General features: G+C 74.0%; 12 protein-coding genes. 7 read left to right on the top strand and 5 right to left on the bottom strand.

From position 1 onward, the window contains the following. Positions 1-85: 85 nt before the first annotated feature. On the bottom strand, positions 86-697 hold the full coding sequence (locus ACX9I7_RS15655) for a TetR/AcrR family transcriptional regulator (protein ID WP_358620540.1): 612 nt from the start codon (positions 695-697) through the stop codon (positions 86-88). Between the two features lie 99 nt (positions 698-796). Here ACX9I7_RS15655 and ACX9I7_RS15650 point away from each other — a divergent pair, with 99 nt between their 5' ends. Then, positions 797-1,759 (top strand): NAD(P)-dependent oxidoreductase, encoded by a 963-nt coding sequence (locus ACX9I7_RS15650; protein WP_387574194.1) that lies wholly within the window; start codon positions 797-799, stop codon positions 1,757-1,759. 83 nt (positions 1,760-1,842) lie between these two features. Here the strand turns inward: ACX9I7_RS15650 and ACX9I7_RS15645 are convergent, their stop codons facing one another. Both ACX9I7_RS15645 and ACX9I7_RS15640 read right to left on the bottom strand, forming a co-directional pair. After that, positions 1,843-3,270: a flavin monoamine oxidase family protein gene (locus ACX9I7_RS15645; protein ID WP_459387683.1), complete on the bottom strand. Its 1,428-nt coding sequence runs from the start codon at positions 3,268-3,270 to the stop codon at positions 1,843-1,845. Positions 3,271-3,455: 185 nt separating this feature from the next. Further along, on the bottom strand, positions 3,456-4,631 hold the full coding sequence (locus ACX9I7_RS15640; protein WP_387573812.1) for an acyl-CoA dehydrogenase family protein: 1,176 nt from the start codon (positions 4,629-4,631) through the stop codon (positions 3,456-3,458). Between the two features lie 414 nt (positions 4,632-5,045). On the opposite strand from ACX9I7_RS15640, the gene ACX9I7_RS15635 reads away from it, so the two are divergent. Then, the gene (locus ACX9I7_RS15635) at positions 5,046-6,296 is read left to right on the top strand and encodes a cytochrome P450 (protein ID WP_387573810.1); all 1,251 of its coding nucleotides are present in this window, start codon (positions 5,046-5,048) and stop codon (positions 6,294-6,296) included. A 16-nt stretch (positions 6,297-6,312) separates the two neighbouring features. Here the strand turns inward: ACX9I7_RS15635 and ACX9I7_RS15630 are convergent, their stop codons facing one another. Next, a complete protein-coding gene (locus ACX9I7_RS15630; protein WP_459387746.1) occupies positions 6,313-7,047 on the bottom strand; it encodes an acyltransferase in 735 nt (244 codons plus the stop codon). Positions 7,048-7,186: 139 nt separating this feature from the next. Between ACX9I7_RS15630 and ACX9I7_RS15625 the strand changes: the two genes are divergently transcribed. The 4 genes from ACX9I7_RS15625 (at position 7,187) to ACX9I7_RS15610 (ending at position 10,473) form a co-directional block, all read left to right on the top strand. Further along, the gene (locus tag ACX9I7_RS15625; protein ID WP_387573808.1) at positions 7,187-7,744 is read left to right on the top strand and encodes a L,D-transpeptidase; all 558 of its coding nucleotides are present in this window, start codon (positions 7,187-7,189) and stop codon (positions 7,742-7,744) included. A gap of 150 nt (positions 7,745-7,894) precedes the next feature. Next, a complete protein-coding gene (locus tag ACX9I7_RS15620) occupies positions 7,895-8,857 on the top strand; it encodes a hypothetical protein (RefSeq protein WP_387573806.1) in 963 nt (320 codons plus the stop codon). Positions 8,858-8,864: 7 nt separating this feature from the next. Next, positions 8,865-9,587: a hypothetical protein gene (locus ACX9I7_RS15615; protein ID WP_459387682.1), complete on the top strand. Its 723-nt coding sequence runs from the start codon at positions 8,865-8,867 to the stop codon at positions 9,585-9,587. After that, positions 9,574-10,473, top strand: a complete 900-nt coding sequence (locus ACX9I7_RS15610; protein WP_387573802.1) for an inositol monophosphatase family protein — start codon at positions 9,574-9,576, stop codon at positions 10,471-10,473. The genes ACX9I7_RS15615 and ACX9I7_RS15610 overlap by 14 nt, the downstream gene beginning before the upstream one ends. Positions 10,474-10,503: 30 nt before the next feature. On the opposite strand, the gene ACX9I7_RS15605 is transcribed toward ACX9I7_RS15610, so the two are convergent. Next, entirely contained in the window at positions 10,504-11,706 is a 1,203-nt protein-coding gene (locus ACX9I7_RS15605) for an SLC13 family permease (RefSeq protein ID WP_459387681.1), read from the bottom strand. Between the two features lie 70 nt (positions 11,707-11,776). Between ACX9I7_RS15605 and ACX9I7_RS15600 the strand changes: the two genes are divergently transcribed. Next, on the top strand, positions 11,777-17,761 hold the full coding sequence (locus ACX9I7_RS15600) for a WD40 domain-containing protein (protein ID WP_459387680.1): 5,985 nt from the start codon (positions 11,777-11,779) through the stop codon (positions 17,759-17,761). The last annotated feature ends 3 nt before the right edge of the window (positions 17,762-17,764 follow it).

Raw genomic sequence — 17,764 nt, 5'->3', positions numbered from 1 at the left:
CTTGCCGCGGCCCGCCGGAGAAGGGGGCCGCTTCGCCTCCCGCGCCGGTGGACCGCACGCCGGGCCGGACGGCGCTTCGCCGCCCCTACTCGTAGGTGCGGATCAGCCGGGCCAGATGCCGGCCCGCCGTCAGCAGGGGCTCCTCGCTCCGCAGTACCTGCGCGGTCAGCTCGGCGCCCTCCAGGGTGCTGATCGCCGCGCAGGCCAGATCGCGGGCGGTGTCCTCGTCGAGGCCGCCGCGCAGCTTCTCGGCGACCAGCTCCGTCCAGTGGCCGATGGCCTCGGCGCACGCCTGCTGGATGGCGGGGGCGCGCCCGACGGTCTCCAGGGCGGTGGCCGCCACGGGGCAGCCGTCCATCCAGTCGGACTCCCGCAGGGAGTCGGCGAGCAGCCGGGTGCAGGCGGTGATCGCTTCGGCGGGGTCGTCGTCGGCGGCCAGTCCGGCGCGCAGGATGTCGGCGAACTCGCGCTCGCCGTGCTGGATCGCGGCCACGGCGAGCTCCTGCTTGCCACCGGGGAAGAAGTGGTAGACGGAGCCGAGGGTGGCTTCGGCGTCGCGGGCGATCTGCTTGATGCCCGTCCCTTCGTATCCCTGGCGCTGGAGCAGCCGGGCCGCCGCCCGGACGATCCGGTCCCGGGTGCCGACGGCGGCGTCCGTTCCCTCGGTGGCGTCGTGTCGCGGCTTGGTCGTCTGCATTCCATGAGTTTAACGGATAGAGCGTTCGCTCTAGCGCTGTGCTATGTTTCTTCTGGGTAGAGCGTTCGTTCTAGAACCGGCGGACCACCGCCCTCCGTCCTGCCGCACCCCCGTCAGGACGGCGGAGCGGACACCCAGCGGTATCAGCGGCACAGCGGTATCAATCGCGGTAACAACCAAGGAGAACCAGTGAGCAAGCAGGCAGTGACCGTCATCGGGCTCGGCCCGATGGGCCAGGCGATGGTGACCGCGTTCCTGGAGAACGGCCACCCTGTCACCGTGTGGAACCGGACGGCGAGCAAGGCCGACGAGCTCGTCGCCAAGGGCGCCGTCCTGGCCCCCTCGATCGAGGACGCCCTCAAGGCCAACGAGCTCGTGGTGCTGAGCCTCACGGACTACGACGCCATGTACGCCATCCTCGAGCCGGCCACGGCCGCCCTCGACGGCCGGGTGCTGATCAACCTCAGCTCCGACACCCCGGAGAAGGCCCGCGCGGCCTTCAAGTGGGCCGCCGGCCACGGCGCCAAGCACGTCACCGGTGGCGTCCAGGTGCCCCCGCCGCTGATCGGCAAGGAGGGCTCCTCCACCTACTACAGCGGCCCGCGCGACGTCTTCGACACGTACAAGGAGACCCTCGAGGTCCTCACCGCCGCCGACTACCGCGGTGAGGACCCGGGCCTCGCGGCCATGTACTACCAGGCCCAGATGATCATCTTCTGGACCAGCATGCTCAGCTTCTACCAGGCGCTGGCGCTGGGCAAGGCGAACGGGGTCTCCGCCAAGGAGCTGCTCCCCTACGCCTCCAACATGATGACGATGATGCCGCACTTCCTGGAGCTCTACACCCAGCACGTCGACAACGCCGAGTACCCCGGCGACGTGGACCGCCTGGCGATGGGCGCGGCCAGCGTCGACCACATCCTCCACACCAGCGAGGACGCGGGCGTCGACACCACCCTGCTCAAGGCCGTCCAGGACATCTTCCAGCGCGGCATGGGCAAGGGCTTCGAGGGCAACAGCTTCTCCAGCCTCATCGAGGTCCTGAAGAAGCCCTCCGCCTGACCCGCCTGACCCGGGTGACACAGTGGAACGCCCCCCGCCGAAGCCTTCGGCGGGGGGCGTTCCGCTGTCAGCGGCGCGGAGGATCAGCTCGCGAGGGTCGCCGCCTGCTGCGCGGCGCGCAGGCCCGACTCGATCGCGCCCTCGATGAACGCGCCGTGCCAGCCCTTGGCGATGTCCGCGCCGGCGAAGACGATCCGGCCGTGCGGCTGCTCGATCTGCGGGAACAGCTGGAGCAGCTGGTTGGGACGGCGCATGCCCCAGCCGCCCATCGCGTACTTGTCGGCGTGCCAGGCCGTGGCCCGGTAGTCGGACACCACGGCCCCGGGCAGGAACGCCTGGACCGCCGTCTGCACCTTCGCCTTGTCGTTGGTGTCCAGCGACGGACCGCCGAAGGCGACGAAGAGGCGACCCTCGGGAAGCTGCTGCTGCGGCACCAGCATCAGGATCGGCGAGCCCTCGGGGGCCTGCCCGTAGACCGCGTCCACCGTGCCCTTGACCAGCACCCAGATCTTCGTCGCGTGGGGCACGCCCATGCCCTGGGTGGTCGCCTGGGTGTGCGCCTTGGGCAGGCCGGGGTTGAAGGTGATGGACTTCCAGACGTTGGCCGGGGTCGCGACGACCGCCACGGGAGCGGTGTACGCGCCGCCGCCCTGCACCTGGACGGTGACCTTGCCGTTGGCCTCGGTCACGGAGCTGACCGGGGAGTTGAGCTTCACCATGGCCTTGGAGTCGGCGAGCATCGCCTTCAGCAGCTCGGTCATGCCGCCGACGGGCTTGATGCCCATCGTGGACTCGAAGCCCTCGTAGGTGCCGCCCGCGAGCTGGTACCACTGGGCCATGCTGGTCAGCGCGGCCCAGGAGCTCGAACCGCCGGCGTAGACGGCGGAGCCGCCGTTGAGCCACTTCAGGTCGACGGGGGAGACCGACAGCTGCCGCAGCCGGTCCTCGAGCGAGAGCGGGTCCACCGCCGCCAGCAGGTCCTTGCGGAACAGCGGGTCGGCGGGGTGCTCGAAGTAGGACTCGGAGTTCTTGAACAGCTCCTTGAACAGCCCGGACAGCCGGCTGGACACCGCGGAGAGGTCCGTCCCGACCAGGCCGGTGTCGCCCGGCATCATGGCGCGGTCACCGGGGGTCTCGTAGAACGTCTTGATCCCGTAGCGCGCCACCTCCTTCTGCGCCAGCTCCTGCTGCGGGCCGAGCCAGCCGCCGCCGAAGTCGACGGTCTGGCCGGCGAAGCTGCCGGTCCATATCCGGCCGCCGATGCGGTCGCGGGCCTCGAGGACCATGGTCCGCAGGCCCTTGGCCCCCAGCTCGCGGGCCACGGTGCCGCCGGCGTAGCCCGCGCCGATGACGATCGCGTCGAGCCGGGTCTCCTCGGTGGCCCGCGCGGTGCCGGTCAGGACCGGGCTCAAGGAAGCCGCCAGCGAGGTGGCGCCGACGGCCTTCAGCAGCGACCGGCGGCCCAGCCGGCGGTCGGTGACCTTCACGGAGCCGGAGTCGTGAGCGTTCATGGCAATCCTTCGATGGGATGTCGGATGGCCGTGCCGTCGGGGCGCCGACGGCACGGCTGAGGAAGGGAAGCGGGTGGGGGAGCGAGGGCCCGGCGGGGCCGGGTCGCGCGGGGTCATGCACGAGGACCGGCGGAAAACCCCGCCGGTCCTCGCCCGTTCACGCCACGGCTCGCCGCGGCGGCGGATCAGATGTAGTCGGTGCCCGGCTCCAGGCCGAGGAGGACACGGCCGTGCGCCTCCAGGGAGCTGACGGGCGTCAGCAGGCCGTGCAGCGACAGCGCCGCGATGTCACGGAAGCTCCGCTGGAACGGCGCGCCGCGCAGGATGGCCGACGCCGAGCTGATGTTGAACAGCGTCTCGACGGCCTCCTTCGTGGCCTGGACGACATAGCCGACCTGACCGCGGACGGCGACCTTCTCCTCCGTCGTCATCTTCTCGCCGGCGTCGGCGGGACGCTGGATGGTCTCCAGCCACACGTTCTGGAGCGCCTCGCACGCCGCGATCTTGTTGGCGGCGTGGGCCACCTGCACCTGGGTGTAGGGGTGCTCGGCCTGGTCGGTCCAGTTGGTGTAGGTGATGGCCTTGCCCGGGGTGCGCTCCAGGAACAGCTCCAGCGCGCCCTTGGCCAGACCGAGGTACACCGGGGCGCAGGTGGCCAGGATGTAGCTGGTGAGGTTGTAGTTGCGGCCCTTGAGGTCGGCGTTCCAGCGGTCGCGGGTCGAGGCGTCGTAGACGTCGACACCGACGATCCGGTGCGCCGGGACGAAGACGTCCTTGGCCGTGGAGGTGGCGCTGCCGGTGCCGGAGGCGCCGAAGACGTCCCAGTCGTCGGCGATCTCGATGTCCGAGGTCGGCACGATCGCGAAGAGCTCCTCGTGCTCACCGCTCTCGTTCTCCACCAGCGCGGCGTGGACGTTCCACTGGGCACCGGGGACACCGGTGTTGAAACGCCAGGTGCCGTTCAGGATGTAGCCGCCGTCCACCGGCTTGAGGGTGCCGCCCGGCGTGAAGCCGCCGGAGATGCGCACCGAGCCCTCGGCGAAGATCTCCTCCTGGGCCTTGTCGGGGTAGAGGCTGGCGATCCAGGCGGTGGAGATCCACACCATGGAGACCCAGCCGGTCGAGCCGCAGCCGCGGGAGATCTCGGAAATGATCTCGGCCTGGTCGGCCACCGGGAGGTCCAGGCCACCGAATTTCTTGGGCACGGCGACGCGGAAGACGCCCGCCTTTTCCAGCAATTCGATGTTGTCAGCCAATATCCAGCGCTGGTCCTCGGTCTTCCGGCCGTTGTCCCGGAGCGTCGGAACTATGTCCCGGACCGCTGCCAGCACCTCGGCGGCACCGATTTCTGACGCGCTCATCCTGCCTCCTGGCATTGATAATTGGTGCAAGGGGCCGCCCCGACGGGCGTCCCTGTCAGTCCAGCGGCGACTGTACCTGCGGCCTGCATCGAAACCGGGCGGGGACGGTAACGCGACGGTCATCGCGGGAGCGGCCGATGAATGCCCGATGACCGTCGGATGAGCCGTTGATGGGAATTACCCCCGAATCGGCGCGGGGGCAAATCCGGCAGTGCCGCGCAATGGGCCGAATGGCCTCGTGCCAGGCCGTGAGGTCCCGGGACCGAGGCCCCGCGAGGGCCCGCCCTTCACTCCTGTGGGTGCATTCCCCGGCCCGGCGAATGCACCTTTCCGGCGTGGGAATAGCCAGTATGTCCGGGACTGTTCCGTCGGGCGGCCCGGGGCCTCCGGCATGAGATGAGGACGTGAACGCGCATGACCGCTTCCTTCCCGGAGTCGTCCCCGGCCGAGGGGGCCGCTCCCGACCGCCGACCGGGCGGCACGGTGCACGACTGGCCCGTCGAACCGCTGCCCGCCCTCGAATTCGACCCCCTGCTCCACCGGTTGCTGCGGGAGGAGCCCGTCGCCCGCGTCCGGATGCGCTTCGGCGAGGGGGACGCCTGGCTGGTGACCCGCTACGAGGACGTCAAGACCGTCGCCTCCGACCCCACCCTCAGCCGCGCCCTGACCGTCGACCGGCCGGTCACCAGCATGACCCCGCACGTGGTGGCCCCCGCCGGCGGCATCGGCCGCACGGACGCGCCCGACCACACCCGGCTGCGCCGCCTGGTCGCCCAGACCTTCGGGCGCAAACGGGTGGCCGCCCTGCGCCCCCGCGCCCAGGAGCTCGCGGACCGGATGACCGAGCGGATGGCCCGCCAGGGCCCGCCCGCCGATCTGACGGAATGCCTGACCGGCCCGCTGCCCGCCCAGCTGATCGGCGATCTGCTCGGCGTGCCCACCCGCGACATCGACCTCCTCCAGAGCTGGCGCGCCGTCATCCTCTCCAGCGACCACACCCAGACGGAGAGCGAGGCGGTCAAACGCGAGATCGCCGGCTACTTCCGCACCCTGGCCGACCGCCGCCTCACCGACCCCGGCGACGACCTCTTCAGCGCCCTGGTCGCCGCCCACGCGCAGGGGGAGCTCAGCCGCCCCGAGCTCGTCTCGCTCGCCGTCATGCTCGTCCTCAACGGCATGGACGCCGTGCGCAACCAGGTCTCCAACATGGTCTACGCGCTGCTCACCCACCCCGCGCAACTGGAGCGGCTGCGCGCCGAACCGGAGCTGCTGCCGGGGGCCGTGGAGGAACTGCTGCGCTACATCCCCCACCGCAACGGCGTCGGCCTGCCCCGCATCGCCACCGCCGACCTGACCGTGGCGGACACCACCATCCGCGACGGCGACGTCGTCTACGTCTCCTACCTGGCCGCCAACCGGGACTCCTCGGTCTTCACCGACCCCGACCGGCTCGACCTCGGCCGGGACGAGGCGCCCAACCTGTCCTTCGGCCACGGCGCCCACTACTGCGTGGGCGCGCTGCTGACCCGGATGGAGGCCGAGGTCATGCTCTCCACCCTGCTGGACCGCTTCCCCCGGCTGCGCCTGGCCGTCGAGCCCAAGGACATGCGCTGGCGGCGGGGCTCCATCAACAGGGGCCCCGAGACCCTGCCCGTGGCCTGGTGAGCGCAGGCGCGAGCCCTCAGCCGCCGTCCGCCGGGCCCGGCTCCAGCCGCTTCAGCTGCTCGGCCGTGACACCGTCGGGGACGGGCACCGGCGCCGGCGTCCGCAGCGGCGGCTGCCAGCCCGTCTCCCGGTCCCAGGTGCGCACGATCCGGGCGGGCGCCCCCGCGACCACCGCGTGGTCGGGCACCTCGCCCCGGACGACCGCGCCCGCCGCGGCGACCACGTTCCGGCCGAGCCGCGCGCCGGGCAGGACCACCACCCCGGTGCCCAGCCAGCTGCCGGCGCCGATCTCCACGGCCTCGCTGCGCGGCCACTGCTTGCCGACGGGCACCTCGGGGTCGTCGTAGCTGTGGTTGGTCGTCGTGATGTACACGCCCGGGCCGAAGAAGCAGTCGTCCCCGATGGTCAGCGGCGCGTCGGCGATCACATGGCTGCCGCGCCCCAGCACCACGCCGTCACCCAGCCGCACGATCGTCTCCCGCCCCAGGTCGAGCCCGGGCAGCATCCCGGCGGTGAGCGTCACGTCCTGGGCTATGACGCAGTGCTCCCCGATCTCGATCCACGGCTCCCCGAAGATGGTGCCCTGCGGAAACGCGAGCCGGGAGTGCCGGCCGAGCCGGCGGAAACGGTACGGGCCCGGGCACTCGGCGGTCACGGCCCCGGCCTCCCGCACCCAGCGGGCGCCGCGGTGGACGGCCGCCGAAGCGGCCCGGCGCCGCCAGCGCGCCAGGGTGGGGAACAGGTTCTGCATGGGCACCCGCTCACCGTACTCAGCGCCCACCGGCCGGATCCCGCTCCGCCCTGTGATCTTCGCCCCACCCTGACCTCCACCCCGGCCCCCACCCCGACCTCCACGCCCGACCACCGGCCACCGCCAAGGAGACCTCCCGATGCCCCGTCCTCCGTCCTCCCCGGCCCGGCACGCCCTCCTGCGCGGAGCGCTGGCCGCCGCGCTCGCCACCACGGCCCTCCTCGCCCCGGCCGACCGGGCGACGGCCGGCGGGGGCGGCACCTACCTGAGATTCACCAAGCACACCCCGGACGACTCCCGGCTCACCTACGTCCGGCACGGCCGGCCCGTCGTCACCTACCGCGCCGGCTCGGGCCGGGTGCCCGACGAGTGCCTGCGCGGCCGGGGTTGGCTGCCCGACGGCACGTACACCCTCGGCCGGCACCACAGGGCATATGACGGCAACCTCATCAAGGGCTACGCCGTCGAGCTCGGCACCAAGCGCTGCCACGACGGCACCGACCGCACCGAGCTGTTCATCCACAGCCAGATGACCCGCACCGGGGGCCAGGGCCGGGGCGGGTACCAGCGCTGGAACGGCCCCGCCGACTACACCTCCCACGGCTGCGTCAAACTCCGCCCCGCCGACATCAAGGAGCTCTACCGGATCCTCGACCGCCACGGCTGGCCCACCACCCTGCGGGTGACCGGCGGCTGAGCCCAACACGCCCCCCTCTCCGGCCGGTTCGCCCCCGCGAGCGGGCCGGAGCCGCCCTGGCGCGGAACGTACCTGTCACCGGGTATATGCCTGGCCGCCCGCCGCACCCGGCTCATACGATTGCCGTAACCGGGGGAGAGGCTGGGAGCCATGGCGGGCACGGCGGCACGGCTGGGGCGGGGCGTGGAGAACGCCATCGCCTGGACCATCAGGAACCTCGACGGCGTCATCGCCCTGGGCGCGGCCCTGACCATCGGCGTCCTCGACGTCCTCGACATGCCGGTCAAGGACAACATCACCTCCGGGGCGATCCTGCTGGTCCTCGCCGCGCTGGTGCTGGGGACGCTCACCGAGCGGCGGCGCCGGACGGCCGACATCCGCGCGGCCATGAGCGGCACCCGGCACGCCCTGGAGGACCTCACCATGGTGCGCTCCCTGTCCGGCGCCGAGCTGGAGGCGGCCCTGGACCGGGCCCGGCTGACCACCGACCGCTGGGTCTTCAAGGGCGGCACCGGCACCTATCTGCGCGCCGTGACGCTCCCCGTCTGCGTCCGCGAGGCCCAGCGGCAACGCCGCTCCCTCACCATGAAGATAGACATCGTCAGCCCGGCCGACGACCAGGCGTGCGCCGCCTACGCGCGTTTCCGCCAGACCTTCGCCCACCGGCTGCACGCGGTGCCCGCGGAGGCCTGGACCGCCGAGCGGACCCGCAGGGAGTCCCTCGCCACCGTGCTCGCCGCCTGCTGGTACCGGCAGCGCCTGGACACCCTGGAGATCGACGTCCACCTCTCCTCCGTCGTCCCCACGCTCCGCTTCGACCTCTCCAACTCCTGCCTGATCATCACTCAGGACGACCCCCAGCGCGTCAACCTGCTGGTGGAGCGCGACCGTCCGCTCTACGACTACTACGTCACCGAGCTCCACCAGAGCCGGGAACAGGCCCACACCCTGGACCTCACCCGCACCGTCCCGCTCGGCGACGAGCCCACGGTCGACGAGGTCGTCCGGCTCTTCGAAGGGCTCGGCCTGCCGCTCCCGGCCTCCTACACCGACCGCGACGTCGGCGACATCATCGACAAGGCCCTGCACGCGGAGAACCCCTACCGGAGGTGAGCTTCCAGTGCGCAGCCCCGTGGACTGCCACCGCGTCGAAGCGGCCATGGCGAGGGGGACGAGAGACGGGGCGGCGGTCGGCGAGCTGTTCGCGGCGGCCGTGACGGTCCTGGAGGAGGTCGCCTCCGGGCGGCGCGCGCTGCGCGCCGTCCGCCATCCGCTGGGGTTCCTGTGCCTGCCGGTGCGGCGCGAGGGCGACCGGGGGGTGTGCGTCCACGTCTTCGGCGACGCGCCGCCGGGCCCGCCCGCCCGGCCGGCCATCTCGCCCGTGCACGCGCACAGCTGGGACCTGGCCAGCTGTGTGCTGTACGGGGAGGTCGGCAATCTGCGGGTCCGGGTGCGCGACGAGCCCGACCGTCCCACGCACCGGCTCTTCGAGGTGCGCAGCACCGCCGCCGGCCCCGGCCCGGCCGGCGGCCCGTGCGACGCGCCGGCGGTGGACGAGATCCGGCCGACTCCCCGCCTGGTGAGCTGCGCGCCCGGCCCCGAGGAGACCGGCGTCGCCGGCGGGATCTACCGGCTCCCGGCGGGGGAGTTCCACACCACCGTCGTCCCGCCGGGCACCGTCGCGGCCACGCTGCTGCTCGGCCGTTCCCTGCCCGGGCACCGCGACCTCACCCTCGGACCGGTGCATGGCCCCGCGCACCGGGTGGTACGACAGACATGCGACGCCGCGCAGACCGCCCGGACGGCCCGCACCGTCCTGAGGAGGATCGATGGACACCACTGATGACGACGGCCGCGCCGGGTCCCCGGACCCGGGCGGGCCGGCCGGTTCCCTGGCCGCGGAGCGCCGGGTGGCCGTCGGCGCCGCCCGGGAGGCGGGCGCGCTGCTGCGCTCGCGCTTCCACGACGACTACGGCGTGCGGGCCAAGGACGACCGGGGCGACGTGGTCACCGAACTCGACCTGATGGCCGAGAGCCTGGTGGTCGGTCGGCTCCGGGAGAGCTTCCCCGGCGACCGGATCCTCTCCGAGGAGGCCGGCCCCGTCCCGGCGGCGCCCGGCGGCGCGCGGACCGGCCGCACCTGGCTGGTGGACCCCCTCGACGGCAGCAACAACGTCGTCATCGGCCTGCCCGCCTACGCCGTCGGCATCGCTCTGTGCGTCGGCGAGGCGCCGGTGCTCGGCGTCGTCCACGATCCGGTGACCGACCGCACGTGGACGGCCTCGGCGGGTCTCGGCGCGTACGGGCCGCGCGGCCGGCTGACCGGGCCGGCGGGCCGCCCGTCCGCCGCCGGGCCCCTGCTGGCCTGGACGCAGGGCCACGCGGTCGCCCGCCGGGACCCGGTGGCGCGGGCCCTCAAGGACGCCCTGGAGGCGCGTTCCCGGCGGGTGCTCCAGCTGTGGGCGCCCCTGCTGGCCTGGGCGATGCTGGCCCGCGGCGACATCGACGGCTTCGTCGGCTACCGCGCCGAGGCCATCGACCTGCCCGCCGGGGCGCTGCTGGCCGCCGAGGCGGGCCTGGCCATCCGGGCCCTGGACGGCGGCGCGTTCCATGGGGGCGTCGGCGGCCCCGACACCGACCGCAGCTTCGTCGCCGGGCGGCCGGAGGTCCTCCCCTCCCTCCTGGAACTGGTCGCGGAGGGCCGCCCCACGACGGCGCCCACTCCGTAGGGGCGCGAGGCGGTCACCCTCGCGAGGTGCTCACCCCGTCAGGGCCAGCGCGCCCACGGACGCCAGCAGGGCGCCGACGGCCAGCACCGCGCCCGTCCCCATGAACCGCCCCGGGGACACGCGCACGCCCTGCGCGTGGCAGCGCTCGAACCACAGCAGCGTCGCCAGGGAGGCCCAGGGGGTGATCACCGGGCCGACGTTGGTGCCGATCAGCAGGGCCAGCAACTGGTCGTGGTTGCCCACGGGCACGGCCGACTCGCCCGCCAGGTAGACCGGCAGGTTGTTGAGTACGTTGGCCAGCCCCCCGCCCACGCCCGCCGCCCGCAGCATCCCCGGCAGACCGCCGTCCGTGCCCACCGCCCGGGCCAGCAGCTCGTGGAGCCCGTTGACATTGACCGTCTCCACCACCAGGAACAACCCCGGCACCAGGATCAACAGCCGCCACGGCACCAACGACAGCCGCAGCGCCGCGCGTCGCCGTACCGCGAAGGCCGCCACGGCGAGCGCGGCCGCCACCGCCGACGCCGTCCACAGCGGCACCGCGTCGATCAAGATGGCCAGCAGGAAACCCGCGCAGGCCACCGCGCACACCCGGAACAGCACCCGGTCGGCGGGCCGGTGGACCTCCGGCGGAACGTAGCGCTCCGCACCCCGGCGGTCACGGCGCCAGTAGAACAGCCACAGGCAGCCCATCGTCACCGCGATCGACGCCAGTTGGGGCGCCCACATCCGCTCCGCCAGCCCCATGGGCGAGAGCGCCACCCGGTCCGCCGCCAGCAGGTTCGTCAGGTTCGACACCGGCAGCAGCAGACTCGCCGTATTGGCCAGCCACACCGTCGTCATCGCCAGCGGCACCGCCGCGATCCCCACCCGGCCCGCCAGCGCCAGCATCACCGGCGTCAGCAGCACGGCCGTCGTATCGAGGTTCAGGGTGATCGTCGTGACCGAGGCGAACACCACGCACAGCGCGAACAGCCGCGCGTAACCGCCCCGCCCGGCCCGCGCCACCCCCGAGGCCACCACGTCGAACACCTCGGCCCGGCTGGTGAGTTCGGCCAGCACGATCACCGTGCCCAGGAACGCCAGCAACGGCGCGATCCGCCGCATCGCGTCCCCGGCCGACCCCGCCGGGAGCAGCCCCGTCGCCAGGAACAGCAGACCACAGACCAGGATCCCGCCCGCGAGCCAGTCCAGGGGATGAAGCCGCGAGGACAGCCCTCGTAAGACACGCACGCCCCGAGCATGACACAGCGTTCATGACGAACACAGTGACCCAGGGCAACTCCGTTCCTAGGATGGGGCCATGGTGGCACGCCAGGAAACCGACGGACGGCAGAGGCCGTTGGACTTCTTCATCAGCTACTCCCCGGCGGACGAACGCTGGGCGGCCTGGATCGCCTGGACCCTGGAGGAGGCCGGATACCGCATCGTCCTCCAGGCATGGGACTTCGTACCGGGCACCAACTTCGTCGACTTCATGGACCGAGGCGTCAGCGAGTCCGCCGCCGTCATCGCCGTCCTCTCCCGCAACTACGAACGCTCCCGCTACGGGCGCATGGAGTGGCAGGCCGCGCTGCGCGCCGACCCCGACGCCCCCGAACGCAGACTGATCACCGTGCGGGTGGAGGACATCCCCGTCGAGGGCCTCCTCGCCACCATCACCTACGTCGACCTCGTCGGCGTCCACGACACCGCCGCCGCCCGGGAGCTCCTCCTCACCCGCGTCGGCCACGCCCTCGACGGCCGCGCCCGCCCCGACCACCACCCCGGCTTCCCCGGCCACCCCCACGGCCCCGCCCCCACCCCCGTGGTGAGCGTTCCGCCCGCCGGGCCCGGCCCCGGCAGCCCCGGCTGGGCCGGCCGCCGCCGCCCCGCGACCGCCCCCGGCTACCCCCAGGCCGCCACCGGCCACCGCGCCCGGGACACCGTCTCCGTACTCCACCTCGCCGGCCCCGGCTTCGGCCGCGGCGCCGACCCCGCCGAACTCCAGGCCGCCGTCTGGGGCGACCTCGTGGAGCTCACCGACGCCGGGGCCCCCGCTCCCGACCTCCTCGTCGTCACCGGCGACCTCACCGCCTCCGGCAGCCCCCGCGAATGCGACCAGGCCCTGAGCTTCCTCACCGGCCTGCGCGCCCGCCTCGGCCTCGCCGCCGACCGGCTCGTGATCGTCCCCGGCGGGCAGGACGTCAGCCAGGCCGCCTGCCGCGCCTACTTCGCCACCTGCGAGGCCGACGAGATGCGCCCCCGGCCGCCCTACTGGCCCAAGTGGCGCCACTACGCCCGCCTCTTCCGCGAGCTCTACCAGGGCCTCGACGCCGTCTTCGACGGCGACCAGCCCTGGACCCTCTTCCCCGTCCCGGCCCTGCGCACCGTCGTCGCCGGACTCAACTCCTCCATGGCCCACAGCCACCGCCCCGAGGACCAGTACGGACTGCTCGGCCCCGAACAGGCCGCATGGTTCGCCCAGGCCCTGCGCCCCTACGAACGCGACGGCTGGCTGCGCCTGGGCGCCCTGCGCCACGCCCCGGAGACCCGCGGCACCCTCGCCCCCGCACCCGACGGCACCCCCGCCCCCACCCCGGCCCCCGCCGCCCCCGCGCCCGGCCGCGCCCTGGGCTACGACCCCGGCGGCCCCGGCGGCCCCACGCCCGGCCGGCGCCCCGCCGCCGCGACGCTGCGCGACACCGACGTCCTCACCCGGCTCACCGCACCCCGGCTCCACCTCCTGCTCCACGGCCCCGCCACCACCGCCCGCACCACCGGCCCGGCCGGGGCCCCCGCCGCCGTCCTGCCCCTGGCCGGCCGCGACCTGCCCGTCCTCGGCGCCGCCGCTCCCGGCCACTACCGCCTCCTGGAGATCACCCGGGACGGGCTCACCCGCTGGCCCGAGAGCCCCGGCGAGGCCCCCCGCCGCTACACCCTCGGCTGGCGGAGCGCCCACCACGTCTTCGCCCCCGAACAGCCGGCCGCCCCCGCCCCCGTCCCCGACGACCCCGGCACTCCCGCCCCCGACGCGCCGACCACCGGGCCCGACGAGGCCCGCGCCGCCCCCGGCCCGCAGGAGGCCCTGCTCTCCCGCGTCGCCGAGGTCTGCCGCGTCCGCCATCAGCACGTCCAGCTCCGCCGCCTCCCCGGCGACCCGCCCGGCCTGCTCGTCACCTGGACCGAGTCCGGCTTCGTCCGCCAGCAGCGCGTCGGCGTCCTCGTCGGCACCCCCCGCGCCGAGGACGTCGACAGCTTCATCGACCACGTCCACGCCTCCGGCGCCGAACCCGACGCCGAACTCGTCCACGACGGCCCGCCGCCCCCGCGCGAACTCCGCGAACACGCCCGCCGCCGGGGCGTCCTCGTCCGCAGCTTCACCGAGTTCCAGGGCCTGCTCGACCTGCGCGGCTACGTCGCCGCCCAGACCGAGCGGCTGGCCGCCGACCCCCAGTACCAGCCCTCCCTCTACCTCCCCCAGCGCTACCGCGAACTGGAACGCCCCGGCGGCACCGAGCGCGACGGACTCGTCGACGACGTCCTGCGCCTCCTCGACGCCGACCACGGCCGCTTCCTGCTGCTCCTCGGCGACTTCGGGCACGGCAAGACCTTCGCCCTGCGCGAGATCGCCCGCCGCGTCCCCGCCGAACTGCCCCACCTCGTCCCCGTGCTCATCCAGCTCAGCGGGCTCGACCGGGCCCACACCCTGGACGGGCTCGTCGCCGCCCACCTCGCCGGCCAGGGCGTCGACACCATCGACCTGCGCGCCTTCCGCTACATGCTCGGACAGGGCCGGATCGTCCTGCTCTTCGACGGCTTCGACGAACTCGTCAACCAGGTCACCTACGACCGGGCCGCCGACCACCTCCAAGTGCTCCTCGACGCCGCCGTCGACAGCGCCAAGATCGTCGTCAGCAGCCGCACCCAGCACTTCAGCTCCCGGGCCCAGGTGCTCACCGCGCTGGGCGAACGCGTCGGGCTGCTCCCGCAGCGCCGGGTCCTCGCCGTCCAGGAGTTCACCCCCCAGCAGATCCGCTCCTACCTGGTGAACCGCTACGGTGACGAACAGGCCGCCGACCGCCGGCTCCGGCTCCTGGAAGGCATCCCCGACCTCCTCGCCCTGAGCCGCAACCCCCGGCTGCTCAGCTTCGTCGCCGACCTCGACCACGACCGGCTGCGCGCCGTCGCCGGCGCCGGACGTGCGCTCAGTCCCGCCGGGCTCTACGAGGAGGTCTTCACCTCCTGGCTGCGCTTCGAGGCCCGGCGCGGCCGGGGCGGGCCCGGCGCCGTCCCCGGACTGGACCTGGCCCAGCTGTGGCAGGCCGTCACCACCCTCGCCCTGCGGCTGTGGGAGAGCGGCGAGAGCGCCCTGCGCCTGGACGAGCTCAACGACGTGGCCGAGACCCTCACCGAACTCGCCGACTCCCGGCTCTCGGTGCCCCAGGCGGCCCACTCCGTCGGATCCGGCAGCCTGCTCGTGCGCACCGACGACGGCCTGTTCCGGTTCATCCACGGCTCCGTGGCCGAATGGCTGGTGGCCCGCGAGGCCGCCGTCCGGCTCGGCCGGGGCGAGACGGGCGAGGCCGACCTCCTGGCCCGCCGCCCCTTCAGCCGCCTGGCCGTGGAGTTCCTCTGCGACCTCGCCGACCACCGCACCTGCCAGCAGTGGGCCGAACGGGCCCTCGGCGGCGAGGACGGCGCCGAGGAGGGCGCCGTCGGCGAGACGGCCCGGGCCAACGCCATGAAGATCCTCAGCAGGCTGCGGATCCCCGCCCACACCGACCTGCGTGGCGCCGTCCTCGCCGGGGAGGACCTCTCCTACCGCGACTTCTCCGGAGTCGACCTCACCCGCGCCGACCTCACCGACGCCGGCCTGGTCGGCGCCGACCTCTCCGGCGCGATCCTGCGCGACACCCGCCTCGTCGGCGCCCGCCTCGACGACGCCGACCTGCGCGGCGCCGATCTGCGCGGCGCCGATGTGCGCCGGGCCCGGCTCGTCGGCACCGATCTGCGCGGCGTCCGGGTCGACGGCGGCCGATGGCACCGCGCCGCCCTGATCAACGCGGTCACCGAACCGGCCGTGCTGGACACCCCCGAACTCCGCGCGGCCGCCATCGCCCCCGCCCTGACCGCCGAGCCCGGATTCCGCCCCGCCGCCGTCGGCGTCCCCTACGGCTTCGACACCCGCACGAGCAGGCTGCCCGAACCCGTCTCCTTCAGCCCCGGCGGCGAACTCCTCGCCCTCGGCAGCGAGGACGGCGGCGTCCTGGTCTGCGACGCCGCCACCGGCACCGCCCTGCGCACCCTCCACGGCCACACGGGCCGCGTCTACGCCGTCAAGTTCCGCGGCGGGGTCCTCGCCACGGGCGGCGCGGACGGCACCGTACGGCTGTGGGACCCCGTCTCCGCCCGGTGCCTCCACCGGCTCGACGTCCACGAAGGCGGCGTCTGGCCCGTCTCCCTCGACCTCACCGGGGAACGGCTGGCCACCGGCGACGCCGACGGCACCGTCACCCTCTGGGACGTCACCGACGGAACCGCGACGCACCGCCTCCCCGGCCACAAGGCCCCCGTCTACACCGCCGTGTTCAGCCCCGACGGCACCGTCCTGGCCACCGGCGACGCCGCCGCGTGCGTACGGCTGTGGGACACCCGCTCCGGCCGGCTCCTCGGCGAGCTCGACGGCCACCGGGGAGCCGTCTACCGCGCCCGCTTCAGCCCCGACGGCACCCTGCTGGCCACCGGCGACATGGGCGAGGGCGACGGGGGCACGGTCCGGATCTGGGACGTCGCCACCCTGCGGCAGCGGCACGCCTGCGCCGGCCACCCCGGCCGCGTCTACACCCTGGACTTCCACCCCTCCGGCACCCTGCTGGCCAGCGGCGACACCGAGGGCCACGTCATGCTCCGGGACCCGCGCACGGGCGAGGCCGCCGGGCCCCCGCTGCTCGGCGGCGGGGCCGTGTACCAGGTGGTCTTCGACCCCGAGGGCGGCATGCTCGCGGCCGGCGGCAGCGACGGCTCGGTCCGGCTCTGGCGGATCACCCAGGCCGCCCCGCCCGCGGCCGGCTGGACGGCCGCGCCCCTGCGCCGGCAGCCCGCCGACCACCAGGGCTCGGTGTGGGCCTGCCGCTTCCGCCCCCACGGCGGCCCGGCGGCCCCCGAGTCGGGACCGCTGCTGGTGTCGGCCGGCAACGACGGCTCGGTCCGGCTGTGGGACACCACCACCGGGCGGGGCCGCAACGTCCTGCGCGGCCACGGCCGCAAGGTCGTCAGCCTGGCCTTCGGCGCGTCGGGCGACCGGCTCGCGGCCTGCGGCAACGACGGCGTCGTCCGGATCTGGGAGCCCGCCACCGGACGCCGGGTGCGCGAGCTCACCGGCGACAACGACCGGCTGGTCTCCGCGGTGTTCACCCCGCGCGGCCCGCTGCTCGCCACCTCCAGCAGCGACGGCGACGTCTATGTGTGGAACGCCGAGACCGGCGAGTACCAGCGCGAGATCGACGCCGAGACCGACCACGTCTGGGCCGAGACCTTCAGCGCCGACGGCGAGATCCTCGCCACCGCCAACGACGACGACACCGTCCGGCTCTGGTACCGCAGCACCGGCGCCCATGTGACCACCCTCGGCCAGCACCGGGGCCGGGTGCGCTCCCTGTCCTTCACGGCGGACGGCAGGGGGCTCGCCACCGGCTGCGACGACACCTACGTACGGCTGTGGGACCTCACCGAGAGCCGGCTCGTCGCCGAACTCGCCGGCCACACCGACCGGGTGTACGCCGTCGTCCACGGCCCCGGCGACGCCTGGCTGGCCAGCGCCTCCTGGGACGGACAGGCCATCGTCTGGCGGGACGGCACCGTCGGGCACCGGCTGCGGGGCCACACGGGACGGCTGTGGACGGCCGCCGCCCACCCGCACCGCTCCCTGCTGGCCACCGCCGGCGACGACCGGACCATCCGCCTGTGGGATCCCCTGACGGGCACCGGGACCGGCCGGCTGACCGGGCACACCGGCCGGATCCTCGCCCTCGCCTTCAGCCCCGACGGCTCCCTGCTGGCCAGCGGCGCCGAGGACGGCACGGTACGGCTCTGGTCCCTGCCGGAGGACGGCGACCCGGTCGCGCGGGCCACGCTCATCGGCGTCCCGGGCGGCTGGGCCGCCCTCAACCCCTCGGGGGGCTACAAGTTCGACGGCGACATCGCGGGCGAGTTCTGGCACGTCGTGGGCATGTGCCGGTTCGAGCCCGGCGAGCTCGACGGCCACCTGCCGGGGGTGCGACGGCTGGCCATGGACGACGAGCTCTGACGG

The organism is Streptomyces sp. L500 (assembly GCF_054551825.1).
This window is presented reverse-complemented; position numbering and strand designations above follow the sequence as displayed.